The sequence below is a fragment of the Streptomyces sp. NPDC058697 genome (genome assembly GCF_042715345.1).
GTDB classification, from domain to species: Bacteria; Actinomycetota; Actinomycetes; order Streptomycetales; family Streptomycetaceae; genus Streptomyces; species Streptomyces liliifuscus.
Genome location: NZ_JBHXSU010000003.1, coordinates 411,146 through 431,973, shown reverse-complemented (window position 1 = coordinate 431,973; position 20,828 = coordinate 411,146). Strand labels below are relative to the sequence as shown.

The 20,828-nt window shown below is 71.3% G+C and carries 17 protein-coding genes; 13 read left to right on the top strand and 4 right to left on the bottom strand.

Translation table 11 applies throughout. The annotated features are described in order from the left end of the window. Positions 1-135 precede the first annotated feature (135 nt). The 11 genes from ACFWXQ_RS09715 (at position 136) to ACFWXQ_RS09665 (ending at position 14,174) form a co-directional block, all read left to right on the top strand. The gene (locus ACFWXQ_RS09715; protein WP_383937761.1) at positions 136-1,929 is read left to right on the top strand and encodes a peptide ABC transporter substrate-binding protein; all 1,794 of its coding nucleotides are present in this window, start codon (positions 136-138) and stop codon (positions 1,927-1,929) included. Between the two features lie 29 nt (positions 1,930-1,958). Further along, the gene (locus tag ACFWXQ_RS09710) at positions 1,959-2,918 is read left to right on the top strand and encodes an ABC transporter permease (protein WP_383937763.1); all 960 of its coding nucleotides are present in this window, start codon (positions 1,959-1,961) and stop codon (positions 2,916-2,918) included. After that, complete coding sequence (locus tag ACFWXQ_RS09705; RefSeq protein ID WP_383937765.1) at positions 2,915-3,799, top strand: ABC transporter permease; 885 nt, start codon at positions 2,915-2,917, stop codon at positions 3,797-3,799. The genes ACFWXQ_RS09710 and ACFWXQ_RS09705 overlap by 4 nt, the downstream gene beginning before the upstream one ends. Then, positions 3,796-5,988 (top strand): dipeptide ABC transporter ATP-binding protein, encoded by a 2,193-nt coding sequence (locus ACFWXQ_RS09700; RefSeq protein WP_383937767.1) that lies wholly within the window; start codon positions 3,796-3,798, stop codon positions 5,986-5,988. The genes ACFWXQ_RS09705 and ACFWXQ_RS09700 overlap by 4 nt, the downstream gene beginning before the upstream one ends. A 92-nt stretch (positions 5,989-6,080) precedes the next feature. Further along, positions 6,081-7,043, top strand: a complete 963-nt coding sequence (locus ACFWXQ_RS09695; protein ID WP_383937819.1) for an ROK family protein — start codon at positions 6,081-6,083, stop codon at positions 7,041-7,043. 195 nt (positions 7,044-7,238) lie between these two features. Further along, a complete protein-coding gene (locus tag ACFWXQ_RS09690) occupies positions 7,239-8,261 on the top strand; it encodes a substrate-binding domain-containing protein (RefSeq protein WP_383937769.1) in 1,023 nt (340 codons plus the stop codon). Between the two features lie 294 nt (positions 8,262-8,555). After that, entirely contained in the window at positions 8,556-11,021 is a 2,466-nt protein-coding gene (locus tag ACFWXQ_RS09685) for a nitrate- and nitrite sensing domain-containing protein (protein WP_383937771.1), read from the top strand. Between the two features lie 10 nt (positions 11,022-11,031). Beyond that, positions 11,032-11,460: a roadblock/LC7 domain-containing protein gene (locus tag ACFWXQ_RS09680; RefSeq protein ID WP_055617928.1), complete on the top strand. Its 429-nt coding sequence runs from the start codon at positions 11,032-11,034 to the stop codon at positions 11,458-11,460. Between the two features lies 1 nt (position 11,461). Continuing rightward, positions 11,462-11,818, top strand: a complete 357-nt coding sequence (locus tag ACFWXQ_RS09675; protein ID WP_189841317.1) for a DUF742 domain-containing protein — start codon at positions 11,462-11,464, stop codon at positions 11,816-11,818. Further along, positions 11,805-12,419 carry an ATP/GTP-binding protein gene (locus ACFWXQ_RS09670; protein WP_383937774.1) on the top strand — a complete coding sequence of 205 codons (615 nt, stop codon included), beginning with the start codon at positions 11,805-11,807 and terminating at the stop codon, positions 12,417-12,419. Before ACFWXQ_RS09675 ends, ACFWXQ_RS09670 begins: the two co-directional genes overlap by 14 nt. 726 nt (positions 12,420-13,145) lie before the next feature. Continuing rightward, positions 13,146-14,174, top strand: a complete 1,029-nt coding sequence (locus ACFWXQ_RS09665; RefSeq protein ID WP_383937776.1) for a YbhN family protein — start codon at positions 13,146-13,148, stop codon at positions 14,172-14,174. 63 nt (positions 14,175-14,237) lie between these two features. Here ACFWXQ_RS09665 and ACFWXQ_RS09660 read toward each other — a convergent pair whose 3' ends face one another. From ACFWXQ_RS09660 to ACFWXQ_RS09650, 3 genes are all read right to left on the bottom strand, one after another. After that, positions 14,238-14,711: an RpiB/LacA/LacB family sugar-phosphate isomerase gene (locus ACFWXQ_RS09660; RefSeq protein ID WP_383937778.1), complete on the bottom strand. Its 474-nt coding sequence runs from the start codon at positions 14,709-14,711 to the stop codon at positions 14,238-14,240. A gap of 171 nt (positions 14,712-14,882) precedes the next feature. Beyond that, the gene (locus ACFWXQ_RS09655) at positions 14,883-15,773 is read right to left on the bottom strand and encodes a hypothetical protein (RefSeq protein WP_383937780.1); all 891 of its coding nucleotides are present in this window, start codon (positions 15,771-15,773) and stop codon (positions 14,883-14,885) included. Between the two features lie 2 nt (positions 15,774-15,775). Beyond that, entirely contained in the window at positions 15,776-16,123 is a 348-nt protein-coding gene (locus tag ACFWXQ_RS09650; protein ID WP_383937782.1) for a hypothetical protein, read from the bottom strand. Positions 16,124-16,203: 80 nt separating this feature from the next. On the opposite strand from ACFWXQ_RS09650, the gene ACFWXQ_RS09645 reads away from it, so the two are divergent. Both ACFWXQ_RS09645 and ACFWXQ_RS09640 read left to right on the top strand, forming a co-directional pair. Then, on the top strand, positions 16,204-17,166 hold the full coding sequence (locus ACFWXQ_RS09645; protein ID WP_386267906.1) for a hypothetical protein: 963 nt from the start codon (positions 16,204-16,206) through the stop codon (positions 17,164-17,166). Between the two features lie 51 nt (positions 17,167-17,217). After that, entirely contained in the window at positions 17,218-20,328 is a 3,111-nt protein-coding gene (locus ACFWXQ_RS09640; protein ID WP_383937785.1) for a CHAT domain-containing protein, read from the top strand. Positions 20,329-20,409: 81 nt separating this feature from the next. Here the strand turns inward: ACFWXQ_RS09640 and msrB are convergent, their stop codons facing one another. Beyond that, positions 20,410-20,817, bottom strand: a complete 408-nt coding sequence (gene msrB, locus ACFWXQ_RS09635; RefSeq protein WP_143638495.1) for a peptide-methionine (R)-S-oxide reductase MsrB — start codon at positions 20,815-20,817, stop codon at positions 20,410-20,412. Positions 20,818-20,828: the final 11 nt, after the last annotated feature.

Genomic DNA, 20,828 nt, shown 5'->3' with positions numbered 1-20,828 from the left:
GGCCGCCTGTTTCTTCGAACCTTCCGGTCGTTGACTGGCTCCGCCGAACGCCGCCGTTCAACTCCGGCCCCGCGTCCGGCCTCGCGCACCCCGAGCCCTTGTTCACCCTGAGCCCTTGTTCACCTGAGGAGAGCCATGTCCCCTGCTCGCACGACGCTCGTCGCCTGTGCCGTCGTCTCGGCGGGCACACTGCTGCTCGCGGGCTGTTCCGGGACGAACGACACGTCGTCCGCGTCCCCCGACACCATCAACTACGCGCTGCCCGCGAACTTCACGCCGAACTGGATCCTGCCGATCGGTACGGCCGCGCACCTCAACACCAACAACAGGTCCATCGCCGACAGTCTGTGGGAGCGGCTCGTCGCGTACGACGGTTCCACCGGGAAGATCGCCTGGAACAAGAAGGCGTCCATCGCCACGGCCGCCGACTTCGCGTCCGACGGCAGGAGCGTCAAGTTCACACTGGGCGACCGCAGTTGGAGCGACGGCAAGCCGATCACCTCGCGGGACGTCGAGTTCTGGTTCAACCTCATCAAGGCGAACAAGGCGGAGTGGGCGGGCTACAACCCGGGCAAGGCGCCGGACAACTGGACCTCCTTCAAGACCGTCGACGACCGCCACTTCACGATCACCTTCGACAAGGCCTACAACTCCCAGTGGATGCTGGCCAACCAGTTCAGCGAGATCACTCCGCTGCCGCAGCACGTGTGGGACAGGACCGACGCCTCCGCGCAGGTGTCCGACGCCGACCGGACCGCCGCCGGCGCGAAGAAAGTCTGGACGTATCTGAACTCGGCCGCGAAGAACATCTCCCGCTACGACAAGGACGCGCTGTGGAAGACCCTCAGCGGCCCGTACGCGGTCAAGTCGTTCTCCACGTCCGGCAAGGTCGTGCTCGCAGCCAACAAGAAGTACGACGGCGGTGAGAAGGCGAACATCGCGACGGTGAACCTGCTCCCCTTCACGACGGCGGACGCCGAGAAGAACGCGCTGCGCTCCGGAAGCGTCGACTACGGCTACATCGAGGCCACCGACCTCGACCAGAAGGACCGGTTCACGGCCCAGGGATACACGGTCGAGCCGTGGTCCGGCTGGGCCATCACCTACATGCCGTACAACTTCAACAACCCTGCCATGGGCGCGGTGTTCAAGCAGCTGTACGCGCGTCAGGCGGTCCAGCGGTCGATCGACCAGACGAGCCTGGCGAAGGTCATCTTCAACGGCACGGCCGTGCCCGGCTACGGCCCGGTCCCGCAGGCGCAGGCCTCCGACTTCGTCTCGCAGGTGCAGAAGGACAACCCGTACCCGTTCTCGACATCGGCGGCCAAGTCCCTGCTGACCGGCCATGGTTGGCAGGAGAAGGGCGGGGTCATGGTCTGTACGGACCCGGGGACGGGAGACACGCAGTGCGGTGAAGGCGTCGCCGAGGGAACGAAGTTCGAGATGCAGGTGCTGTCGCAGTCCGGCTCGGCCGTAACCGACAACATGATGAGCTCGATCCAGTCCTCGCTGGAGAAGACCGGCATCAAGTTCTCGATCAAGACCGCGCCCGTCAACTCGGTGCTCTCGCAGACCCCGCAGTGCACCTCGGGCCAGCCGATCTGCAAGTGGCAGCTGTCGTTCTTCGGCACTGCGGGCAGCTGGTACTTCAACGCCTTCCCGACCGGCGACTCGCTCTTCCAGACCAAGGGCGGCTCGAACTTCGGCAACTACTCGAACCCCGACGTCGACAAGCTGATCACCGCGTCCACGACGTCCAGTTCGTCGCAGGAGGTCCAGGACTACAGCGCGGCCCTCGCGAAGGACCTGCCGGTCATCTGGCTCCCGGCGCCGGACTACCAGATCTCCGTCGTCAAGAACGGCCTCGGCGGGTTCTCGCAGGACTCGCTCGCCAACTTCCACCCGGCGCAGTGGAAGTGGACCAAGTGAGGACCGGCTGAGGGCCTGAGGACCGACCCATGGACACCTTCCTCTACCTGACCCGGCGGGTCCTGCAGGCCCTCGTGGTGATCCTCATCGTCACGGTCGTGGTCTTCTGCCTGCTGCACGCGCTGCCCGGGGGTCCCGCACGCGGGATCCTCGGCCCGCAGGCGACGGCCCAGCAGATCGCGGCCTTCAACCACGAGCAGGGCCTGGACCGTTCGCTCCCCGTCCAGTACCTCTACTACCTGCGCACGCTCGTCCAGGGCGACCTGGGCACCTCGTACACGCTCAACGAGGGCGTCTTCCAGCTCATCGAGCAGCGGCTGCCCAAGACGCTCGTCCTGACCGTGCTGTCCGCGCTCGCCGGGCTGCTGCTGGCGATCCCGCTCGGCATGTGGCAGGCCGTGCGGCGCAACAGGCCGGTGGACTACGTCATCACCACGCTGAGCTTCGTGGCGTACGCGACTCCCGTGTACTTCCTGGGACTTGTGCTGGTGCTCGTGTTCACCCAGTGGCTGAACTGGTTCCCCTCGCAGGCACCCCAGGGCGAGACGCTCGCGGACGTGTTCGCGCAACCGGGCGCCCTGGTGCTGCCGGTGGTCGCGGGGGCCGCGTCGATGGTCGCCGTGTTCAGCCGCTACATGCGGGCGGCGACGCTGGAGAACCTCCAGGAGGACTACGTACGGACCGCGCGGGCCGGCGGTTCGCGGCCGCGCACGATCCTCTGGCGGCACGTCTTCCGCAACTCCCTCACGCCCGTCGTCGCGATGCTCGGCTACTACGTGCCCGTGCTCTTCGGCGGTGCGCTCGTCGTCGAGCAGCTCTTCAACTACCCGGGAATGGGGCTGCTGTTCTGGAGCGCCGCGCAGTCCTCGGACTATCCGGTGCTGCTCGGCTGTGTGCTCGTCATCTCCGTCGCGACCGTCGTCGGCACCCTGCTCGCCGATGTCGTCCAGCGGATCATCGACCCTCGTGTGAAGGCGGGCCGGACATGAGTGCCGTACTCCAAACCAAGGCGCCCACACTGGAGTTGGCGACCGGATACCGCCTCTCCGTGCGGCGGTTCGCCCGCAACAGGCTCGCGATGGCAGGGCTGTTGGTGGTCGTCCTCTTCCTGCTGTTCTGCTTCGTGGGCCCGTTGGTGTACTCGACCGACCAGACCCACACCCACCTCACCCAGGTGAACCTCGCGCCGAGCGGGGCGCACTGGCTGGGCACCGACGCGGTCGGGCACGACGAGCTGGGGCGGCTGATGTTCGGCGGGAAGGTGTCGCTGCTCGTCGGGCTCGCGGCCGGTCTCCTCGCCACGGTCGTCGGGACGCTGTGGGGCGCGGTCGCCGGGTACGCGGGCGGCTGGGTCGACGCGGTCATGATGCGGGTCGTGGATGCCGGGATCGCCATCCCGGCGCTCTTCATCCTGCTCGTCGTCTCGGCGATCACGACCCCGGACTCGCTGGGGCTGATCCTCATCCTGGGGTTCGTTTCCTGGCTCGTCCCGTCCCGGCTCGTACGGGCGGAGACGCTCACCCTGAAGAGCCGCGACTACGTGCTGACGCTCCGCGCGATCGGCGGGACGCACGGCCGGGCGATCTTCCGGCACATCCTGCCGAACTCGGTCTCGACGATCGTGGTCGCGGCCACGTTCCAGGTCGCCGACGCGATCCTGCTCGTCGCGTACGTCTCGTATCTCGGACTCGGTGTCCAGCCGCCGTCGACCGACTGGGGCGGAATGCTGTCGGCCGGGCTGACGGCCGCGTACTCCGGGCGCTGGTGGCTGATCGTGCCGCCGGGCCTCGCGATCATCCTCGTCGTGTGCGCGTTCAACGCGGTCGGGGACGGGCTGCGGGACGCGTTCGGCGTGAAGGGGCGGGCATGAGGGGCATGAGGACAGGCGGCATCCTGGAGGTCGAGGACCTCGGGGTGACCTTCTCCACGGAGACGGGTGACGTGCCCGCCGTGCGCGGGGTGTCACTGCACGTACGGCCCGGGGAGACGCTGGCGCTGGTCGGCGAGTCCGGGTCCGGGAAGTCGACGGTCGCGCTCGCCGCGATGGGGTTGCTGCCGGGGAACGCGCGGGCCTCGGGCCGGGCCTCGGTCGACGGCACGGACGTCGTCGGCGCCGCCGAGACCGACCTCGTGGGTTTGCGGGGGCGCACGGTGTCGATGGTGTTCCAGGAGCCCGCGACCGCCCTGGATCCGCTGACCCGGATCGGGGCGCAGATCGCGGAGGTCGTACGGAACCACCGCCCGGTCTCCGCCCGCGAAGCCGCCGGAGAGGCGGTCGGACTGCTGCGCCGGGTGGGCATCCCGGACCCAGCGAAACGGGCGTCCGCGTACCCCTTCCAGCTCTCCGGCGGACAGCGGCAGCGCGTGGTGATCGCCATGGCGATCGCGAACTCGCCGAGCCTGCTGATCGCCGACGAGCCGACCACCGCGCTCGACGTCACCGTCCAGGCCGAGATCCTCGACCTGCTCCGGGCACTCGCGGCGGACTCCGGCACCGGCGTCCTCCTCGTCACCCACAACATGGGCGTCGTCGCGGACTTCGCGGACCGCGTCGCGGTGATGCTGGACGGCGAGATCGTGGAGACCGGCCCGGTCGAGGAGGTCCTGCTACGGCCCACCCACGAGTACACCAAGCGACTGCTGGCGGCTGTGCCGCGGTTGGCTGTGGCGGGGGCGGGCGACTCGGCCGTGCCTGGCGGGACGGCCGGCGGCGGGGCGGCGCCCAGCGGGGCGGCTGTGGGCAGGGTGCCAGTCGGCGGGACAGTGGGCGGGGACACGGCGCCAGACACCGTGGTGGGCGGGGACGCGGCGGTCGGCAGGACGGGCGGGACGGCTGCGCCCGCCGAGACGGCGGTCGGTAGCGCGGCGGCTGGCACCGTGGCGGGAAGTCAGGCGGCGGTCGGCGGGGCGGCGCCACAACTGGCCCCCGCCGAACCGGGGACCGACGCGGCCCGGGAGCCAGCCGCCGGCGTACTCGGCGGCGAGGCCGAGCCGCCACTCGCCGACGCCCGAGGCGTCGCCGCGGCCGGCGGCAAGGCAGTTGGCCACAGCGCGCTTGGCGAAGGCGCGGCCGACGGCACCGCGCTCGGCAACAGCCCCGTCGGCGGCGGTGCAGCCGACAGCAAAGCAGTTGGCTGCCGCGCGGTGTCCCCGCCCGCCGGCGGCGCGTCCCGCCGTGGTGGGGTGGAAGGCGCGGCCGAGCCCGGTGGCCCCGCCAGAGCCCCCGTCGTCGAACTGCGCGGCGTCTCCGTGCGGTTCGGGCGTGGGCCCCGGGCCGTGCAGGCGCTGGACGACGTGTCGTTGGCCGTGTGGCCCGGGGAAACCCTGGGGCTCGTCGGGGAGTCGGGGTCCGGGAAGTCGACGGCGGCCCGGGTCGCGCTCGGGCTCGTCGCGCCCTCCGCCGGTTCGGTGTCGCTGTTCGGTGCCGATCTTCGGCGGGCGAGGGGGCGTGCTCGCCGGGCCCTGCTCTCCGGGGTTGGTGTGGTGCTGCAGGACCCCGTGGCCTCGCTGGACGCGCGGATGAGTGTGGCGGAGTGTGTCGCCGAGCCGTTGCGGGTGCACCGCCGGGGAATGCCCGCGGCCGAGCGCCGGGAGCGGGTCGCGGAGGTACTCGAACGCGTGCGGCTGCCCCGGGAGTTGGCGGGCCGCGGGCCGCGCGAGCTGTCCGGGGGGCAACGGCAGCGGGTGAGTCTCGCCCGGGCACTGGTGCTCGACCCCCGCCTGCTGGTCGCCGACGAGCCGACGAGCGCGCTCGACGTCAGCGTGCAGCAGACCGTCCTGGACGTGATCGCCGAGCTCCAGGACGAGCTCGGCTTCGCCTGCCTCTTCGTCTCCCACGACCTCGCGGTCGTCCAGCAGTTCGCGCGGCGGGTCGTCGTCATGCGGGCGGGCCGGGTCGAGGAGGAGGGCGCCACGGCGACCACCCTCACCCGTCCCGAGACGGACTACACCCGCCGGCTCATCGCCGCCGTGCCCGTACCCGACCCGGTGCTCCAACGTGTGCGCCGCACCGAACGACAGGCCGCGCTCGCCGCCGCCGGAACGGAGGGCGGGGCGTGACCGCACCCCAGCCACGTCCACCCGAGCCGAGTGCACCCCAGCCGCGTCCACCCGCCCCCGACTCCGACTACGAATCCGGCCCCGCCCCCGAGGTGTTCGCCGGTGTCGACATCGGCGGGACGACCACTCACGTCGTGCTCTGCACGCCCGAACTCGCCCTCGTGGACAGCCAGGAGGTGCCCACCCCGGCGGCCGAGGGCGGCACGGCGATGGTCGGCGCCGCGCTCGACGCCCTGGGCCTGCTCCTGGCGCGCGTACCGGCCCGGCTGCGCGCGGTCGGGGTGGGCGCGGCGGGTCTGGTCGACGCCCGCGCCGGACGCGTCCTCGTGGCCAGCGACTCCTTCCACGCCTGGGCCGGCTTCGAAGTGACGGCGGCCATGGAGGCCGCGCTCGGCGTTCCGGTCTTCCTCGACAACGACGTCAACGCGTTCCTCCGCGGCGAGGTGGCCAGGGGCGCCGTCACGGGCGAGCGGCACGTCCTCGGCATGACGCTCGGCACCGGGGTCGGCGGCGCGCTGTGGCTGGACGGGGCGCTGTACGAGGGGCCGCGGGGCGCGGCGGGCGAGGCGGGCCACATCCCGGGCTTCGGAGACCTCCCGTGCACCTGCGGCGGCCGGGGCCATCTGGAGACCCTGGCCTCCGGCCGGTCCATCGCCGCCCGGTACGCCGAACGGACCGGGCTCGACCGCAACGCCCGCGCCGTCGCCGAGGCGGCGGAGCGCGGAGACCCGGATGCGCTCGCCGTGTACGAGGCCGCCGGTGCCGCGGTCGCCCGCGCGATCCTGATCACCGCGGGCATGCTGGACGTCACGACCTTCGTGATCGGCGGCGGGGTCAGCGGCGCCTGGACTCTCCTGGAGCCGTCGATCAGGGCCGCGCTCACCGCCGAACCCCCCGTCAGCGGACACCCGCTCCGGGTCGTACGGGCCGGGCTCGGCACCGCGGCCGTGGCGGTCGGGGCGGCCTCCCGCGCCCGTACGGAATCCCGGGAACCCCTCGCTCCGCTCCGACCCCTCCCCGAAGGCGCCAACACGGCTGCTTTCAGGAGTGGTTGACCGCTTCTCACTCCACCTCATGATCGAAATAGACAACTCCGGCCATCTGGGCGCTCACTTGACTACCAGGCGTCACACACGATTGGCTCCGGCCAGCAAAAGTCCGACAGTCGGCACACAAGATCCGCCGATGGTCACACCGACTTCACGCTCCCCATCCGCTTGCCCGGCCGCACAGCGAGGTGCCATACCCCCATGAACACGACTCCCTCAGGTCCCGTCCCCGCACTGTCCGCACGCGGCACCACGCTGGCCGCCGCCGTCGCGGCCGTCTGCCTGCTCGCGTCCGGCTGTTCCGGTTCCGGCGGATCGGACACGGGCTCGGACACCGATCCGGCGGGCAAGGCGAGCGCCGGCGGGATCAAGGTCGCCCTGATCACCCACGGCGCCCCCAACGACGCCTTCTGGGAGCTGGTGAAGAAGGGCGCGCAGGCGGCCGCCGCCAAGGACGGCATCGACCTGACGTACGAGAGCGACCCCGACTCCAAGGGCCAGGCCGACCTGGTGCGCGACGCGATCGCGGACCGGGTCGACGGCATAGCGCTGACCCTGGCCAAGCCGGAGGCCATGAAGAGCGCGGTCGCCGCGGCCAGGGCGGCGGGCATCCCCGTGGTCGGCCTCAACTCCGGTATCGACGCGTGGAAGTCCGGTGGCCTGTTGCAGTACTTCGGCCAGAACGAGAGCGTCGCGGGCCAGGCGGTCGGCGACAAACTGGACGCCCTGCGCGCCAAGCACGCCCTGTGCGTCATCCACGAACGGGGCAACGTCGCCGTGGAGGCCCGCTGCGCCGGGGTGAAGAAGACGTTCGCCGGCCGGACCGAGATGCACTACGTGGACGGCACCGACATGGACGCGGTGACCGACTCCGTCGCGGCCGCCCTGAAGCAGGACCGGACCATCGACGAAGTCGTCATGAACGGCGCGGAGTTCGCGCTCGCGGCGGTGAAGTCGGTGAAGGAGGCGGGCAGCAAGGCCGAGGTCGCCACCTTCGACCTGAACAAGGACCTGGTGAAGGCCGTGCAGAGCGGGGACGTGCAGTTCGCCGTGGACCAACAGCCCTATCTGCAGGGCTACCTCGCCGTGGACGCGTTCTGGCTGTACAAGACCAACGGCAACGTCAGCGGCGGCGGCGAGGAGCCCGTGCTCACCGGACCGGCCTTCGTCACCAAGCAGAACGTCGCCGCGGTCTCGAAGTTCGCGGCCAACGGAACCCGGTGAAACACCCTGCGTCCGACCGGCCGAACGGCAGTGCCGTACCGGCCGAACCGCCGTACAGAACCGGCTGATCCGCCGTGCCGGACCGGCCGATCCGGCGCCGTCAGGTAACAGCGTCGCCAAGGTTTGGGGTACTCACGGTGCGTACGGTCACTTGTACGGATAGCATCCTGCGCATCCCCTGTGCTGTTGCGGACACGTGGCCACCCGCCGCCCTCGTCCCGTCTCTCACCCCTGCTGACCACCCGACTTCCGTCAAGCTCCCTTCCGCTCACCGCTGATCGCTCTAGGACGACGATGTCTCCACGGACTGGCTCCCGCCGCCGTCTCGGCTCCATACGTCTCTCACTGATCCTGCTGGCACTGGTGCCCAGCGTCACCCTCGCCGCCATGTGGGGCGTGACGACGATCCAGATGTTCTCGGAGGGTCTGCGGCTGCGGGACCAGACGGAGCTGAGCAAGTCGACCGGGGCCATGGGCACCGACGCGACGCTGGCGCTGCAGCGGGAGCGCAGCCTGTCGGCGGTGCTGCTGGCCTCGCCCGGCAGTTCCCGTACCGCCCTGGACGAGCAGCGGGCGCGTACCGACAAGGCGGTCGCGACACTCGTCGGCCAGTCCGACGCGATCCAGCGGGCCCCCGAGCGGATCAGCGACCGGATGTACTCGGTCCTCGCGTCGGTGGGCAGCCTGGAGTACTACCGGAGCCAGGTGGACAACCCCACCGACATCACCCCCGACCAGGCGCTGGACCAGTACACCTCGATCATCGACGACCAGATCCACGCCTTCCAGGAGCTCTCCCAGGTCGACGACGGGGACCTCACCTCGCAGGCCGGCCCGCTCGTCGCCCTGGAGCACTCGGCCGAGCTGGTCTCCCAGGAGGACGCCCAGCTGCACCTGGCCTGGCCGTCCGGGAAACTCGACGAGAACGCTTGGAACCACTACGTCCAGCTGGTCAACACGCGGCGCTGGCTCGTCGAGGACCAGCTGGTGCCCTCGCTGCGCGGCTCGGTGAAGACGCAGACCGAGCGGATCCTGCAGGGTCCGGAGTGGAAGGCGCTGGAGGGCGTCGAGGACCAGGTGGTCGCGGCCCGCGCCAAGGGCCTCACCGACGGCCGGAAGATCACCCTGCCGGACGCGCAGAAGCGGTGGAGCCCCGCGTTCGACAAGCTCGGGGACCAGTACACCGCCCTGATCCGCCAGGAGACGGCGGCACTGCTCGAACGCAGTGACGACAGGGCGGAGGACCTGCTGATCAAGGCGGCCGCGCTGAGCGCCGGCGGCTTCGTCGCCCTGCTGGTGTGCGTCCTGATGTCCTGGCGGATCACCCGCTCGCTCTCCCGGCGGCTGCGCGGGCTGCGTATCGCCACCCTCAGCCTCGCCGAGGAGCGGCTGCCCGACGTGGTGGCACGGCTCAACCGCGGCGAGAAGGTCGACGTGGAGTCGGCCACGCCCCCACTGGACTACGGACGGGACGAACTCGGGCAGGTGGCCCAGGCGTTCAACGCCGCGCAGCGCACGGCGGTCCACACGGCGGTGGAACTCGCCGACACCAGGCGCGGCTTCCAGAAGGTCATCCTGGGCATCGCCCGGCAGAGCCAGAACCTGGTCAACCTCCAGCTCACCAAGCTGGACGCGCTGGAACGCCGGCACCAGGACCCGGAGATCCTCAAGGGCCTGTACGAACTGGACTCCACCGCGAGCCAGTTGCGCCGCTACGAGGAGAACCTCGTCATCATCAGCGGCGAGCAGCCGCGGCGCAGCTGGACCGAACCGGTCGCGCTGATCGACATCCTGCGCAGCGCCGTCGGCGAGGTCGCCGAGTACCAGCGGGTGGAGGTGAACACCGACGAGGAGGTGTTCCTCACCCCGCCGGCGGTGGCGGACGTCATCCACCTGCTGGCCGAACTCATCGACAACGCGACCGCGTACTCCCCCTCGCCCAGCCCGGTCGGGGTGCGGGCCGGGATGGTCGCCAAGGGGCTGGCCGTCGAGATCGAGGACCGCGGTCTCGGCATGTCCGACGAGGACTACGCGTCGTTCAACGCCCAGTTGGCGACACCTCCGCAGTTCGACGTGGTGGCGCTCGCAGACGACCTGCGGCTCGGCATGTTCGTCGTCGCCCGGCTCGCCACCCGGCACGGCATCGCCGTCACACTGCGGTCCTCGCCGTACGGGGGAACCACCGCGATCGTGCTGATCCCGCACGAGATCGTGGTGCGCGAGCCCCTCGAATCCCCCTCCGCGGACGTGGAGAACGCCGACAAGGCCCTGCCGGTGGCCCGGGAGCAGGACGGGGAACCGGCCGATGGAACGGTGGCGGAGCCGGTCGGCGTCGCCGCGAAGAGTTCGGCGGACGGGATCCCGGGCGCGGACCGGCAGACCCACGAGCGCTCGCGGGAGGCGCAGCCCGTCGCCCGGGCGCGGACACCTGAGGCGGCCGAGGCACGGGTCGCCGCCGGTGCGGCCCGCTCCGGCCCGGCCGCGGCTGGGCTCGGCGGTCTCACCCCGCTGCCGCGCCGGGTTCCGCAGACCAGCCTCGCCGCCGAGCTGCGGGAGGACACGCCGCCCGTCGCGTCCGCCGAGGCCGACGACGCCTTCGCGGACTTCACCGCGGAGCGCGCGGCCTCCTCGCTCTCCGGTTTCCAGCGCGGAACGCTCCAGGCGCGTGACAACGACACGGATACGGCGTACGACCAAGGGGAAGAAACCGCACCCGAAGGCGCATCCGTCACCTCGACTCCGCCCGCAGACCGCTCATGAAGGACAGGAAATGACACGCCCCATCCCCGCCACGCACAGCCAGCTCGACCAGCTGCTCACCGGACTGGTGGACCGGGTCGCCGAGGTGAACCACGCCGTCGTGCTCTCCGAGGACGGTCTGGTCGTCAGCAGGTCCACGGGGTTCCTGCGTGATGACGCCGAGCGTCTCGCGGCGACCGCGTCCGGTCTGATGAGCCTCAGCAAGGGCGTCAGCATGGACTTCCGCGGCGGCCCCGTGAGGCAGGCGCTCATCGAGATGGCCAACAGCTATCTGATACTCAGCACGGCCGGGCCGGGCGCCCATCTGGCCGTTCTCACCAGCCAGGGTGCGGACGTCGGCGTGGTCGCGTACCAGATGAACATGCTGGTGAAGAAGATCGGCGAACACCTCAGCGCGGCACCGCGGGCGGGCGTCGCCGTCACCGACAACGGCGAGTGAAGTGAACGGAGGCGACGCGAGCGGCCGTCTGGTGCGGCCGTTCACGCTGACCGGCGGCCGCACCCGGCCCAGCCGCACCGACTTCACCCTCATCACGTCGGTCACCACGGTGGACCCGCCGCCCGACCGGGCCGCGCGGCCGCAGCCCGAGCATGCGCGGATCCTGCGGCTGTGTGCGAAGCCGGTCGTGGTCGCGGAGCTCGCCGCCCAGCTCGACCTGCCGGTCAGCGTGGTCTGCATCATGCTCTGCGACCTGCTGGAGGCGGGCCGGATCGTCGCCCACGCCCCACGCCAGATCTCCCGAACCTCGGACATGGACCTGCTGCAGAAAGTGAGGGACGGCCTTGGCCGGCTCTGACCCCGTCATCCAGGGGACCTCAGCACCCGACACGGTCAAGATCCTGATCGCCGGGGGATTCGGCGTCGGCAAGACCACCATGGTGGGCGCGGTCAGCGAGATCGTGCCGCTGCGCACGGAGGAACCGCTGACCTCGGCCGGCCTGGGCGTCGACGACCTCAACGGCATCCCGGAGAAGCACGCCACGACGGTGGCCCTGGACTTCGGCCGGATCACGCTCAGCCAGGAACTCGTGCTGTATCTCTTCGGTACGCCGGGGCAGCAGCGGTTCTGGTTCATGTGGAACGACCTGGCCATCGGTGCCCTGGGCGCCGTCGTCCTCGTCGACGTCCGCCGCCCGGAGTCCAGCTTCGCCGCCATCGACTTCTTCGAGCGGCGCGACATCCCGTTCGTCGTCGGCGTCAACGGCTTCCACGGCGAGCATCCGTACGCCGCGGAGGAGATCCGGGACGCCCTGGCCCTGCCCGAACACACCCACGTACTCCTCTGCGACGCCCGGGACCGGGAGTCGTGCCGGGACGTACTGATCGCACTGATAGACCAGTTGATAGCCACCTCATCCCAGAACAACGGAACAGGACACCCAACCGGGCGGGTGTGAGCACCCTCTCTCGTAGGAACCGGCCGGGGGCTGGCTGGGCTGGCTGGTCCGGCGGGAATGACCGGTCGGGCTGGGCTGGGCTGGGCTGGGCTGGGCTGGGCTGGCGAGAATGGCCGGTCTGGCTGGGCTTGCGAAGATGGCCGTTCCGGCGTGAATGGCCGGTCCGGCGGAGATGGCTGGTCCGGCGGAGATGGCTGGTCGCCTGGACTGGCAGGGCTGGGCCCGGTCCGGCTGAGCCGGCGGGGATGGCTGGTCGGCTGGGGCGACTGGGCCGGATGGTCAGCTGGGCTGAAGTGGGCTGGGCCGCGCCGGATCGGGGCCGCATCGGAACCGGGCGCCGCCCCGCCCGGCCTGATGACGTCTCAGGATGCCCCGCCGCGCCGGCGCGCAAGCACCGTGATGCGCGAACTCGGCCGCCGCGGCCACCAGGCCGTCATGGCGGGAACGGACGGGCGCCGGGACCGGTGACCGGGTCGCACGCCCGCAGGTCGCCCCTCGGCACGCACTCCGCACTGCCTGCGCTCCGTCCACGGTGGCCCGCGTCGCCCCACCCGTCCGCGCTCCGTCCAAAGTGGCCCGCGTCGCCCGCTCGCCCGCGCTCCTTCGGCTTCCGGACACCATGACGTCACACCGAGCGGGCACGTTTCGGACGTCCCCTCCTGCCTCGCCTTGTATCCGTCCGCCCCGCTCCCCGCGCGGGTGTGACGCGGAAGGACGACGTGCGCCGTGTCCCTGCTGCCGCTCGACACCACCGTCCCCCGGGCGCTCCCCACGCCCGCCCCGTCCCCTTCACCCTCGCCCTCCCGTTCCCGTTTCTCGGCCGCCGCGCGCCTGACCCGCTGGACGCTGAGCCTGCTCCCGATCCTGCTGATCGGAGCGTGGGCGGTGCTGGACTGGCGTGCCGTCCGGGACGGCGCCGCCCGGCTGGCCTCCGCCGACCCGTGGTGGCTGCTGGCCGCGGCCCTGTTCACCTGTCTGAGCTGGGTGGCCGCCGCGTGCGTACGGCAGGGCGCCATACCGGACCGGCTGCCGCCCGGACTGCTGCTGGCCTCCCAGGTCGCCGCGGGTACCGCGAACCACGTACTCCCGGCGAGCATCGGCGCCCACGCCGTCACCCTGCGCTTCCTGCAGGGCCGCGGCATCCCCCTGGCCAGGGCCACCGCCTCGCTCGCCCTGTACTCGCTGGTCAAGCCGATCGCGAAGACGCTGGTACTGCTGGTCTTCATGGTGGTCTTCCCGGAGTTGCTGCACCTCGGTGAACTCGTCCCGGACGTACGCACCATGCTCCTGGTCGCCGGCGCCGTGACCCTCGGCTTCGGCTCGGCCGCCCTGCTCGTGACCACTGTGCGTCCGCTGCGCCGCCCGGCCATCGACTGCGTACGCACCGCCCTGACCGACGTCCGGGTGCTGCACACCATGCCGGCCCGGATCCTCGCCCTCTGGGGCGGTTCGGCCGCGACCCCGCTGATCCAGGGGAGCGTGATCGCCACGGTCGGGTTCTCTCTCGGGCTGCCGCTGTCCTGGGCGCAGGTGATCCTGGCGCTGCTCCTCGCCAGTACGGCGGTCGGAGCCGTGCCCGCGCCCGGCGGCATCGGGCCGGTCGACGCGGCCCTGGTGTTCACCATGGTCGCGTTCGGCGCACCGGTCGGCATCGCCGCGGCGACCGTCATCGGCTACCGCGTCCTGACGGTCTGGGTGCCCCTGCTGCCGGGCGCGCTGGTCCTGTCGATCCTGGTGCACCGCAAGGTGCTGTGATCCGCACCGGACGCCGCCACCCGGCCACGGACCTCGAACCAGGCGGCCTACGCGCCTACGCGCCTACGCGCCTACGGGAGGCTGCGACTCGCCTCTTCCGAGATCGAGCCGCCCGACGTGGGCCACGTTCCCCCGGTCCTCGGCGTCCTCACTGGCCTCCGCGGCGAACCACGCGTCGAGGATCTCCTTGAGAAGCGGCTCGGACGTCAGCCGAAGACTGAGCGCCAGCACATTGGCGTCGTTCCACCGCCGCGCGCCCTGGGCGGTGTACGCGTCCGTGCACAGGGCGGCCCGCACGCCGGGCACCTTGTTCGCGGCGATCGACGCGCCGGTGCCGGTCCAGCAGCACACGACCGCCTGGTCCGCGTCCCCGGCGGCGACCTGACGGGCCGCCGTCTCCGAGCACACCGCCCATTGAGGGTCGTCCCCGGGGCTCAACGCCCCGTGCGCCAGCACCTCGTGGCCACGCCCGCGCAACTCTTCGAGCAGGGCACGGGCGACGGGTTCGTCCATGTCGGAGGAGACGGAGATCCGCATGCCCGAAGCCTACTCAGCAGCCGGCCGGCAGGGGGCTTCGACGACGCACACGGTTCGGCCTTGTCGTTTCAGCCGCAGCGCTTCATGCACCGTCGTGATCCGCAGCCGTGCCGGCCAGTTGCGCAGGTGCGAATGGCGATCCCGGCCCGCGCCCACGCCGGTACCGGACGGTCATGCGCCCTTGCGTATCGCCGAGGTGACGACGGCACCCAGGTCCGGCGTCATCGGGCCGGGCTCGTCGGTGAATCCGAGTGCTTGGGCCAGCGGGTGGGCGTGGAGGTCCACGACGGACTCCACCAGGTCGGCGTAGACGGCGACGGCGGCCCGCCCACGACGCCAGGCCGTGAGCCAGACGGCCACTCCCCCCACTGCCGCAGGCCACCAGAACAAGCCGAGCAGGACGTACATCAGTCCCCACCCCGCGAGCCGGGCTGTCGTGTCGAAGGCCGTGGCGGCGAGACGCACCTCGACCCTGGTCTCCTCCGGCACCGTCAGCCACAGCCGGGGCCACGCGGTCCCGAGGTCCAGCGCGTACGCGCTGTGGACGCGGGTGTCCATGGCGGCGAGCCGGTCCCCGATCCACGTCGGGCGGCTGGGCTCCGCGAGGCAGATGCGGTTGCGCAGCGCGGCCAGCCGGTCCAACTCACCCAGTACGCGGGCATCCTGACGGCCGGCGGCCTCGCTGCGCGCCGCGTAGGTCTCGTGCGCCGTGCGCCAGCGGGCACGTCGTCGCCTGATCAGGAAGCCACCGAGCGGGTACTGGCCTTCGGCCAGCCACAGCCGTCGCACGGCGTGACCCGCTGCGGTCGCGGCCAGGCCGGCCCCGGTGGCCAGCAGCACCATGGTGACCGCGACCAGGACGGTGGTCAGCGCGCCCGCACGGGACAGGTCGGCGGCGTGACGCCGGCTCGTGTCGACCAGCTTGCCGATGTCTCCCCAGCCGCGGTGGCCGAGTGTGTGTCCGACCGTTGCGGCGGCCACGAGGAGAAGGCCCGGCAGAGTCAGCAGCGACAGCCATTTCTCGGCCACCCGTCGGCCGACCTCCGCCAGGAACACATCCACGGTCAGTCCCGTGTGAGGCGGAGTGGGGAGCCCTGCAGGTGGCACACCGGAGCGGGCGCCGCCGGCAGCCGGGCATGGGCACGGGAACACCGGCCGCCGGGACACCGGAACACCTCGTGAGCCGAGTGACGGCCGAACCCGCCGACCAGCGCGGGACCGACCGGGCTGCTCCGGTCGGCGTCGGCCGTCTCGGGTATCTCCAGGCGCAGCAGCAAGTCGGCCAGCTCTTGGCCGACGTCATGTCCGGCCAGCGCGTCGGAGACCAGCTGCTCCGCCTCTCGGGGTGCGAACCGGCGCAGCAGGTCCAGGTGCGCACACAGGTCGGCCACGTGGCCGGAGGGATCCACCATGCTGTGAACCTATCCTGCGTCGCGGATCAAGATGGGCCAACTGGCGCTGGACAAGGGGCACTTGCCCCTAGTCTGGGCTCATGGCGCTGCCGATCGCGCGGACTCGGTCCGAGGCCGACTCGTACATCATGTTCAACCCCTGTGCTTGCGGCCATCACGAATTCCGGCCCGAGCGGATCGACGACATTCCGCTCGGGCCGCACGGAGCGACCGAGTGGCACGGCCAGTGCCCGCAATGCCAGCACTCCCGACTGTTCGTCTTCGGCAAGCCTGCCGAAGACGAATCCGCCCGCCGCGGCCGGCTCTCCCGCTTCGGGGGGCCGGAGCCGTCGCAGCTCATCGATGCCGGCTGCTGGCTGACCGTCGCCCTCGACCATGCGTACAGCGCCGGCCGGCTCCCGCGGATTCCCGGCAGCCGCCCGTTCAGGCGAGTCATCCACGAGAGATGGCTGTGGGCCGCGGACGCCGTCGCCGAGGCGATGAAGTTCATTCCCCCCGACGCCGACGAGGTACCGGAGGAAGCATTCCTCTCGGGTCTCGCCCTGCGGACCCGCGTCACCGGGCCACGCACCGCCTTCCGCAGGCGGTCGCTGGCCCGGCGTCTCGAGCGCTACCGCAAGGGACGCGCCGTCGGCGACGAGCACTACTGGCTGCGCCGGCTCGACAAGGCTCCTGAGGTGCCGGAACTACCCGGCCTGGTATGGATGCGCCTGGTGCCCGCGATCATCGAACGCTGCTACCAGTTCACTCAGAACGGCGACCCGTCGCTGGTGCTCGACCGTGAGGCACTGGCGGAAGCGCAGGCGCTGATGGGACCGAACACCCATGTCGACGGCATGGTCCACCAGATCTGCGGGATGTTGTACTGGGCACGCCACACGTGCCTGGCGGCGGCGGGCGAGCCCGCCGCCGACGACCTGAGCAGCGCCCTGCGCTGCTTCCGCCCCTTGCTGGATCTGTCCCGCAGGGCCCCGGCCGAGGCACCTCTGCCCTTTCAGATACCCGGCCCGCTGCGCCAGGTGCTGGAGTGCGACGACGGCTGACCGCACGGGACCGACCTCGCCGGACAGTGCCCCACGGGATGAGAGAACAGGATGCCGAACCCGACGCTGCCTCAGCTCATCGAGAATCTGCGCGCGGCGGTGCACAAGCAGAACCGCACCGCCGCCGACCGGGCCGTCGCCGGGATGGCGTTGCGCAACCTCGAACTCCACCTTCGCCCCGGCCAGGAGCTGAGCGGCCCGGCAGCCGACGCCCTCGGAGACGCTCTCGGCCTCGTCAGCCCCGAACGCCTGCGCGACACCGTGGTGCTGCTCCTCGTCGCCGTCGACAATCTGACGCGACCGGACACCATGCGGGTCCGCGTCCACCTCCGGTTCATGACACAGCTACGGGAACGGGTGGTCGAGCGGGCCGAGCCCGCGGCCCTCGACGCGCTCATCCACATGACCGAAGAACTCGACGGAACACCGAACGTCCGGCCGGACGTCCAGGTGGTCGTCGGAACGTTCCGGGCACTGGCATGGTCGTCCCGTTACCTGAGCGCCCACGGCACCGTCGACGACCTCAGCCGGTCGATCGACGCCTGGCGCCGCACCGAGCAGCGGGCCGCGAAGGACGCCCCGGAGGCACCGGGCCGGCTCCAGGCAATCAGCCTGCTCGCCTCCAGCCTGGCGATGCGGGGTGAGCGCACCGCCAGTGACGCGGACCTCGATGACGCCGTCGATGCCGCCGAGCGCGCCCTGGAACTGGCCGCGCGCACGGATCCGGACGACTGTCCCAAGTACCAGGAGCGCCTCGCCCGCAATCTCCTGTGGTGCCAGGAGGGCCGGCCCGATCGCGACGGCCTGGACCGCGCCCAGCACCTGGCCGAAGAGGCTCTGGCCGCCGCGCCGGACAACGCCGAGCGGTTGAGGACTCTCGGTGACGTGCTGCGCCAACGCAGCGTCACGGAACCCGACCAGGACACACTTCGGCGAGCGATCGCCCTGTTCCGCAGGACCAGGTCGGACGATCCGCACCTTCGAGCCAGCCTCGCCATGACGTTGGGAGATCTCTACGACCTGACGGATGACAGCGCGCATCTGCAGGAGTCGATCGACCTGATACGCGCCGCGATCCGGGACACCCCGCTGCGCGAACCGGTGCGCGTCAGGTATCTGTGCACACTCGGTGTGGGACTCATTCGGTACTTCCAGCGGCACGACAGCACCGCGGCCCTGGAGGAGGCGATCGAGACGCTGCGCGAGGGGATGGCCGTCAGCGACGACGGCCATCCCGCGCACCTCAATCTGGCCGACGCGCTGGCCCACGCTCTCGAACTCCGGTCCCGCACCCGCGGCGGTGCGCCGACCGACCTGGCCGACGCGGTCGAGCTTCAGCGGACCGTGGTCGCCGGGGGCCGCCCCGGCAGCACGAGACAGGCCGAGGCCAGGGCGAGCCTGAGCATGCTGCTGCGCTGGGAACACCGGGCCAAGGACGCAGAGGCACAGGTCACGCAGTTCGGCGAGCAGGCGTTCGCCGAACTGCTGCGGACCGGCACCTTCACGTTCCCCTCGGCCGCTCCACCCGGCACCAGCGATCTGGAATCACTCCGCGAGGCGGTGCGCCTCGCCCGCACGGCGGTGACCGAAACGCCTCCAGGCCCCCTCCGGGCGAACCGGCTGAGCAGTCTGGGAAGAGCCCAGGAGGATCTCTTCCAGGCGACAAAGGACCCCGACGACCGTGTGCAGGCGGTCCGTTCGCTCTCCGACGCCGGCCGCAGCAGCGTCGCGACGGCCCACATCAGGGCCATCGCGGGCAGGGCCTGGGGCCGACTGGCCGCAGAGGCCGGCGACTGGGCGGACGCCGCCGATGCCTACGGGATCGCCGTCCGGGCCTACGCCGAGCTGGGCGGGGCCGCCCTGGAACGGGGCGACCTGGAAGCCAACCTGAAGATCTATCCGCACCTGGCGACCCACGCGGCAGTCAGCGTTCTACGACACACCGGAGATGCCGCCGCTGCCGTCGAGGTGCTCGAAGCAGGCCGCGGAGTGCTGCTGGCCCAGGCCCTGGACCAAGGTGTCCGTGCCGATCCGTCAGGCGCCCGGTCCGCTGCACCGGCCGGGACCGTCGGCCCACCCGTCGTGCCGTCACACGTGGCCGAGGCCGGACCCGTGGTCGCCGTGAACGTCAACCAGCACGGGTGCCACGCCCTGCTCGTCACCGCGGAAGGCGTTTCGTCCGTCCAGCTCACCGACCTGACGGCAACCGCTGTCGAGGAGAAGGCCGGCGCCTTCATCACAGCCCTGCACATCCTGCGAGGCGGTGACCGTTTCGACACCATCGACCGCATGGCCGCCTCCCGCTTCGTCAGCCGCACCCTGGGCTGGCTGTGGGACACGGTGGCCGAGCCGGTACTGGCAGCCCTGGACCTGGCCTCCGTACCACCGGAAGGCAGTCGGCTGCCCCGACTGTGGCTGATGCCGACAGGGCCCATGGGGCTGCTCCCACTGCACGCCGCAGGCCACCACACCGCCGCGGACGGCCGCACCCTCATCGACCGCGCCGTCCCCTCCTACACGCCCACCCTGCGTGCCCTGCAGCACTCTCGCCGACGGGCCGCGCCGGGCTCGGCCCGGGAACCTGTCCGGCCCCTGGCGGTCTGCGTCTCCCGACTGCCCGGAGCCCCGGAACTACCGGCCGCCGAGCAGGAAATCTCAAGCCTCCGGCGGCGATTCACCGGACTGCGGGAGCTGCGCAACGACGAAGCACGCCGCGCCGCCGTCCAAGCCGCCATGGCCGACAGCGACTGGGCCCACTTCGCCTGCCACGCGACCAGCAACCCCGACCAGCCGTCGGCCAGCCGACTGCATCTTGCCGACGGCCCGCTGACCGTGGCCGACCTGGTGGGCATCCGGGCGCCGGACGCGTACCTGGCCTACCTGTCGGCCTGCGGCACCGGTCGCCCCGGCACCGACCTGCCCGATGAGGTCATCCACTTGTCCTCGGCATTCCAGCAGATGGGCTACCCACATGTGATCTCCACCCTCTGGCCGATCGGCGACACGGCAGCCGCCACCATCGCCGAGGACACCTACCGGGAGATGCTGGTCCACGGCACGGAACCGGCCCGCGCCGTCCACGCGGCGATCCGGCGCCTCCGAGACACCAAAAAGGGCTACCAGCCCCACGATTGGGCCTCCCACATCCACACCGGCCCCTGACCGCCCGTCCGACCCGCACAGACGCGACCGGGGGCGCCCGTCAGGCGCCCCCGGTCGTCAGCAGTCGGCGAGCCTGCCGCCTCAGCCCTCGTCCGGCGTCAGCCGCAGCGAGACGCTGTTGATGCAGTACCGCTGGTCGGTCGGGGTGGCATACCCCTCACCCTCGAACACGTGCCCGAGATGCGACCCGCAGCGGGCGCACCGCACCTCCGTCCGCACCATCCCGTGCGACCGGTCGGCGATCAGCTCGACCGCGTCGGACTCCTTCGGGTCGTAGAAGGACGGCCAGCCGCAGTGCGACTCGAACTTCTCGGTGGAGGTGAAGAGCTCGGCGCCGCAGGCGCGACAGGAGTACACGCCCTTCGTCTTGGTGTCGGTGTACTCGCCGGTGAACGCCGGCTCGGTGCCGGCCTTGCGCAGCACCGCGTACTCGGCCGGGTTCAGCTCCGCGCGCCACTGCTCGTCCGGCTTTTCGATGTCGTACGACATGAAGCTCAACC

Coding starts and splice junctions, on each gene's coding strand:
- ACFWXQ_RS09685 (WP_383937771.1), top strand. CDS start 8,556: ATGTCTCCACGGACTGGCTCCCGCCGCCGTCTCGGCTCCATACGTCTC.
- ACFWXQ_RS09690 (WP_383937769.1), top strand. CDS start 7,239: ATGAACACGACTCCCTCAGGTCCCGTCCCCGCACTGTCCGCACGCGGC.
- ACFWXQ_RS09640 (WP_383937785.1), top strand. CDS start 17,218: ATGCCGAACCCGACGCTGCCTCAGCTCATCGAGAATCTGCGCGCGGCG.
- ACFWXQ_RS09680 (WP_055617928.1), top strand. CDS start 11,032: ATGACACGCCCCATCCCCGCCACGCACAGCCAGCTCGACCAGCTGCTC.
- ACFWXQ_RS09705 (WP_383937765.1), top strand. CDS start 2,915: ATGAGTGCCGTACTCCAAACCAAGGCGCCCACACTGGAGTTGGCGACC.
- ACFWXQ_RS09645 (WP_386267906.1), top strand. CDS start 16,204: ATGGCGCTGCCGATCGCGCGGACTCGGTCCGAGGCCGACTCGTACATC.
- ACFWXQ_RS09700 (WP_383937767.1), top strand. CDS start 3,796: ATGAGGGGCATGAGGACAGGCGGCATCCTGGAGGTCGAGGACCTCGGG.
- msrB (WP_143638495.1), bottom strand. CDS start 20,817: ATGTCGTACGACATCGAAAAGCCGGACGAGCAGTGGCGCGCGGAGCTG.
- ACFWXQ_RS09660 (WP_383937778.1), bottom strand. CDS start 14,711: ATGCGGATCTCCGTCTCCTCCGACATGGACGAACCCGTCGCCCGTGCC.
- ACFWXQ_RS09650 (WP_383937782.1), bottom strand. CDS start 16,123: ATGGTGGATCCCTCCGGCCACGTGGCCGACCTGTGTGCGCACCTGGAC.
- ACFWXQ_RS09715 (WP_383937761.1), top strand. CDS start 136: ATGTCCCCTGCTCGCACGACGCTCGTCGCCTGTGCCGTCGTCTCGGCG.
- ACFWXQ_RS09710 (WP_383937763.1), top strand. CDS start 1,959: ATGGACACCTTCCTCTACCTGACCCGGCGGGTCCTGCAGGCCCTCGTG.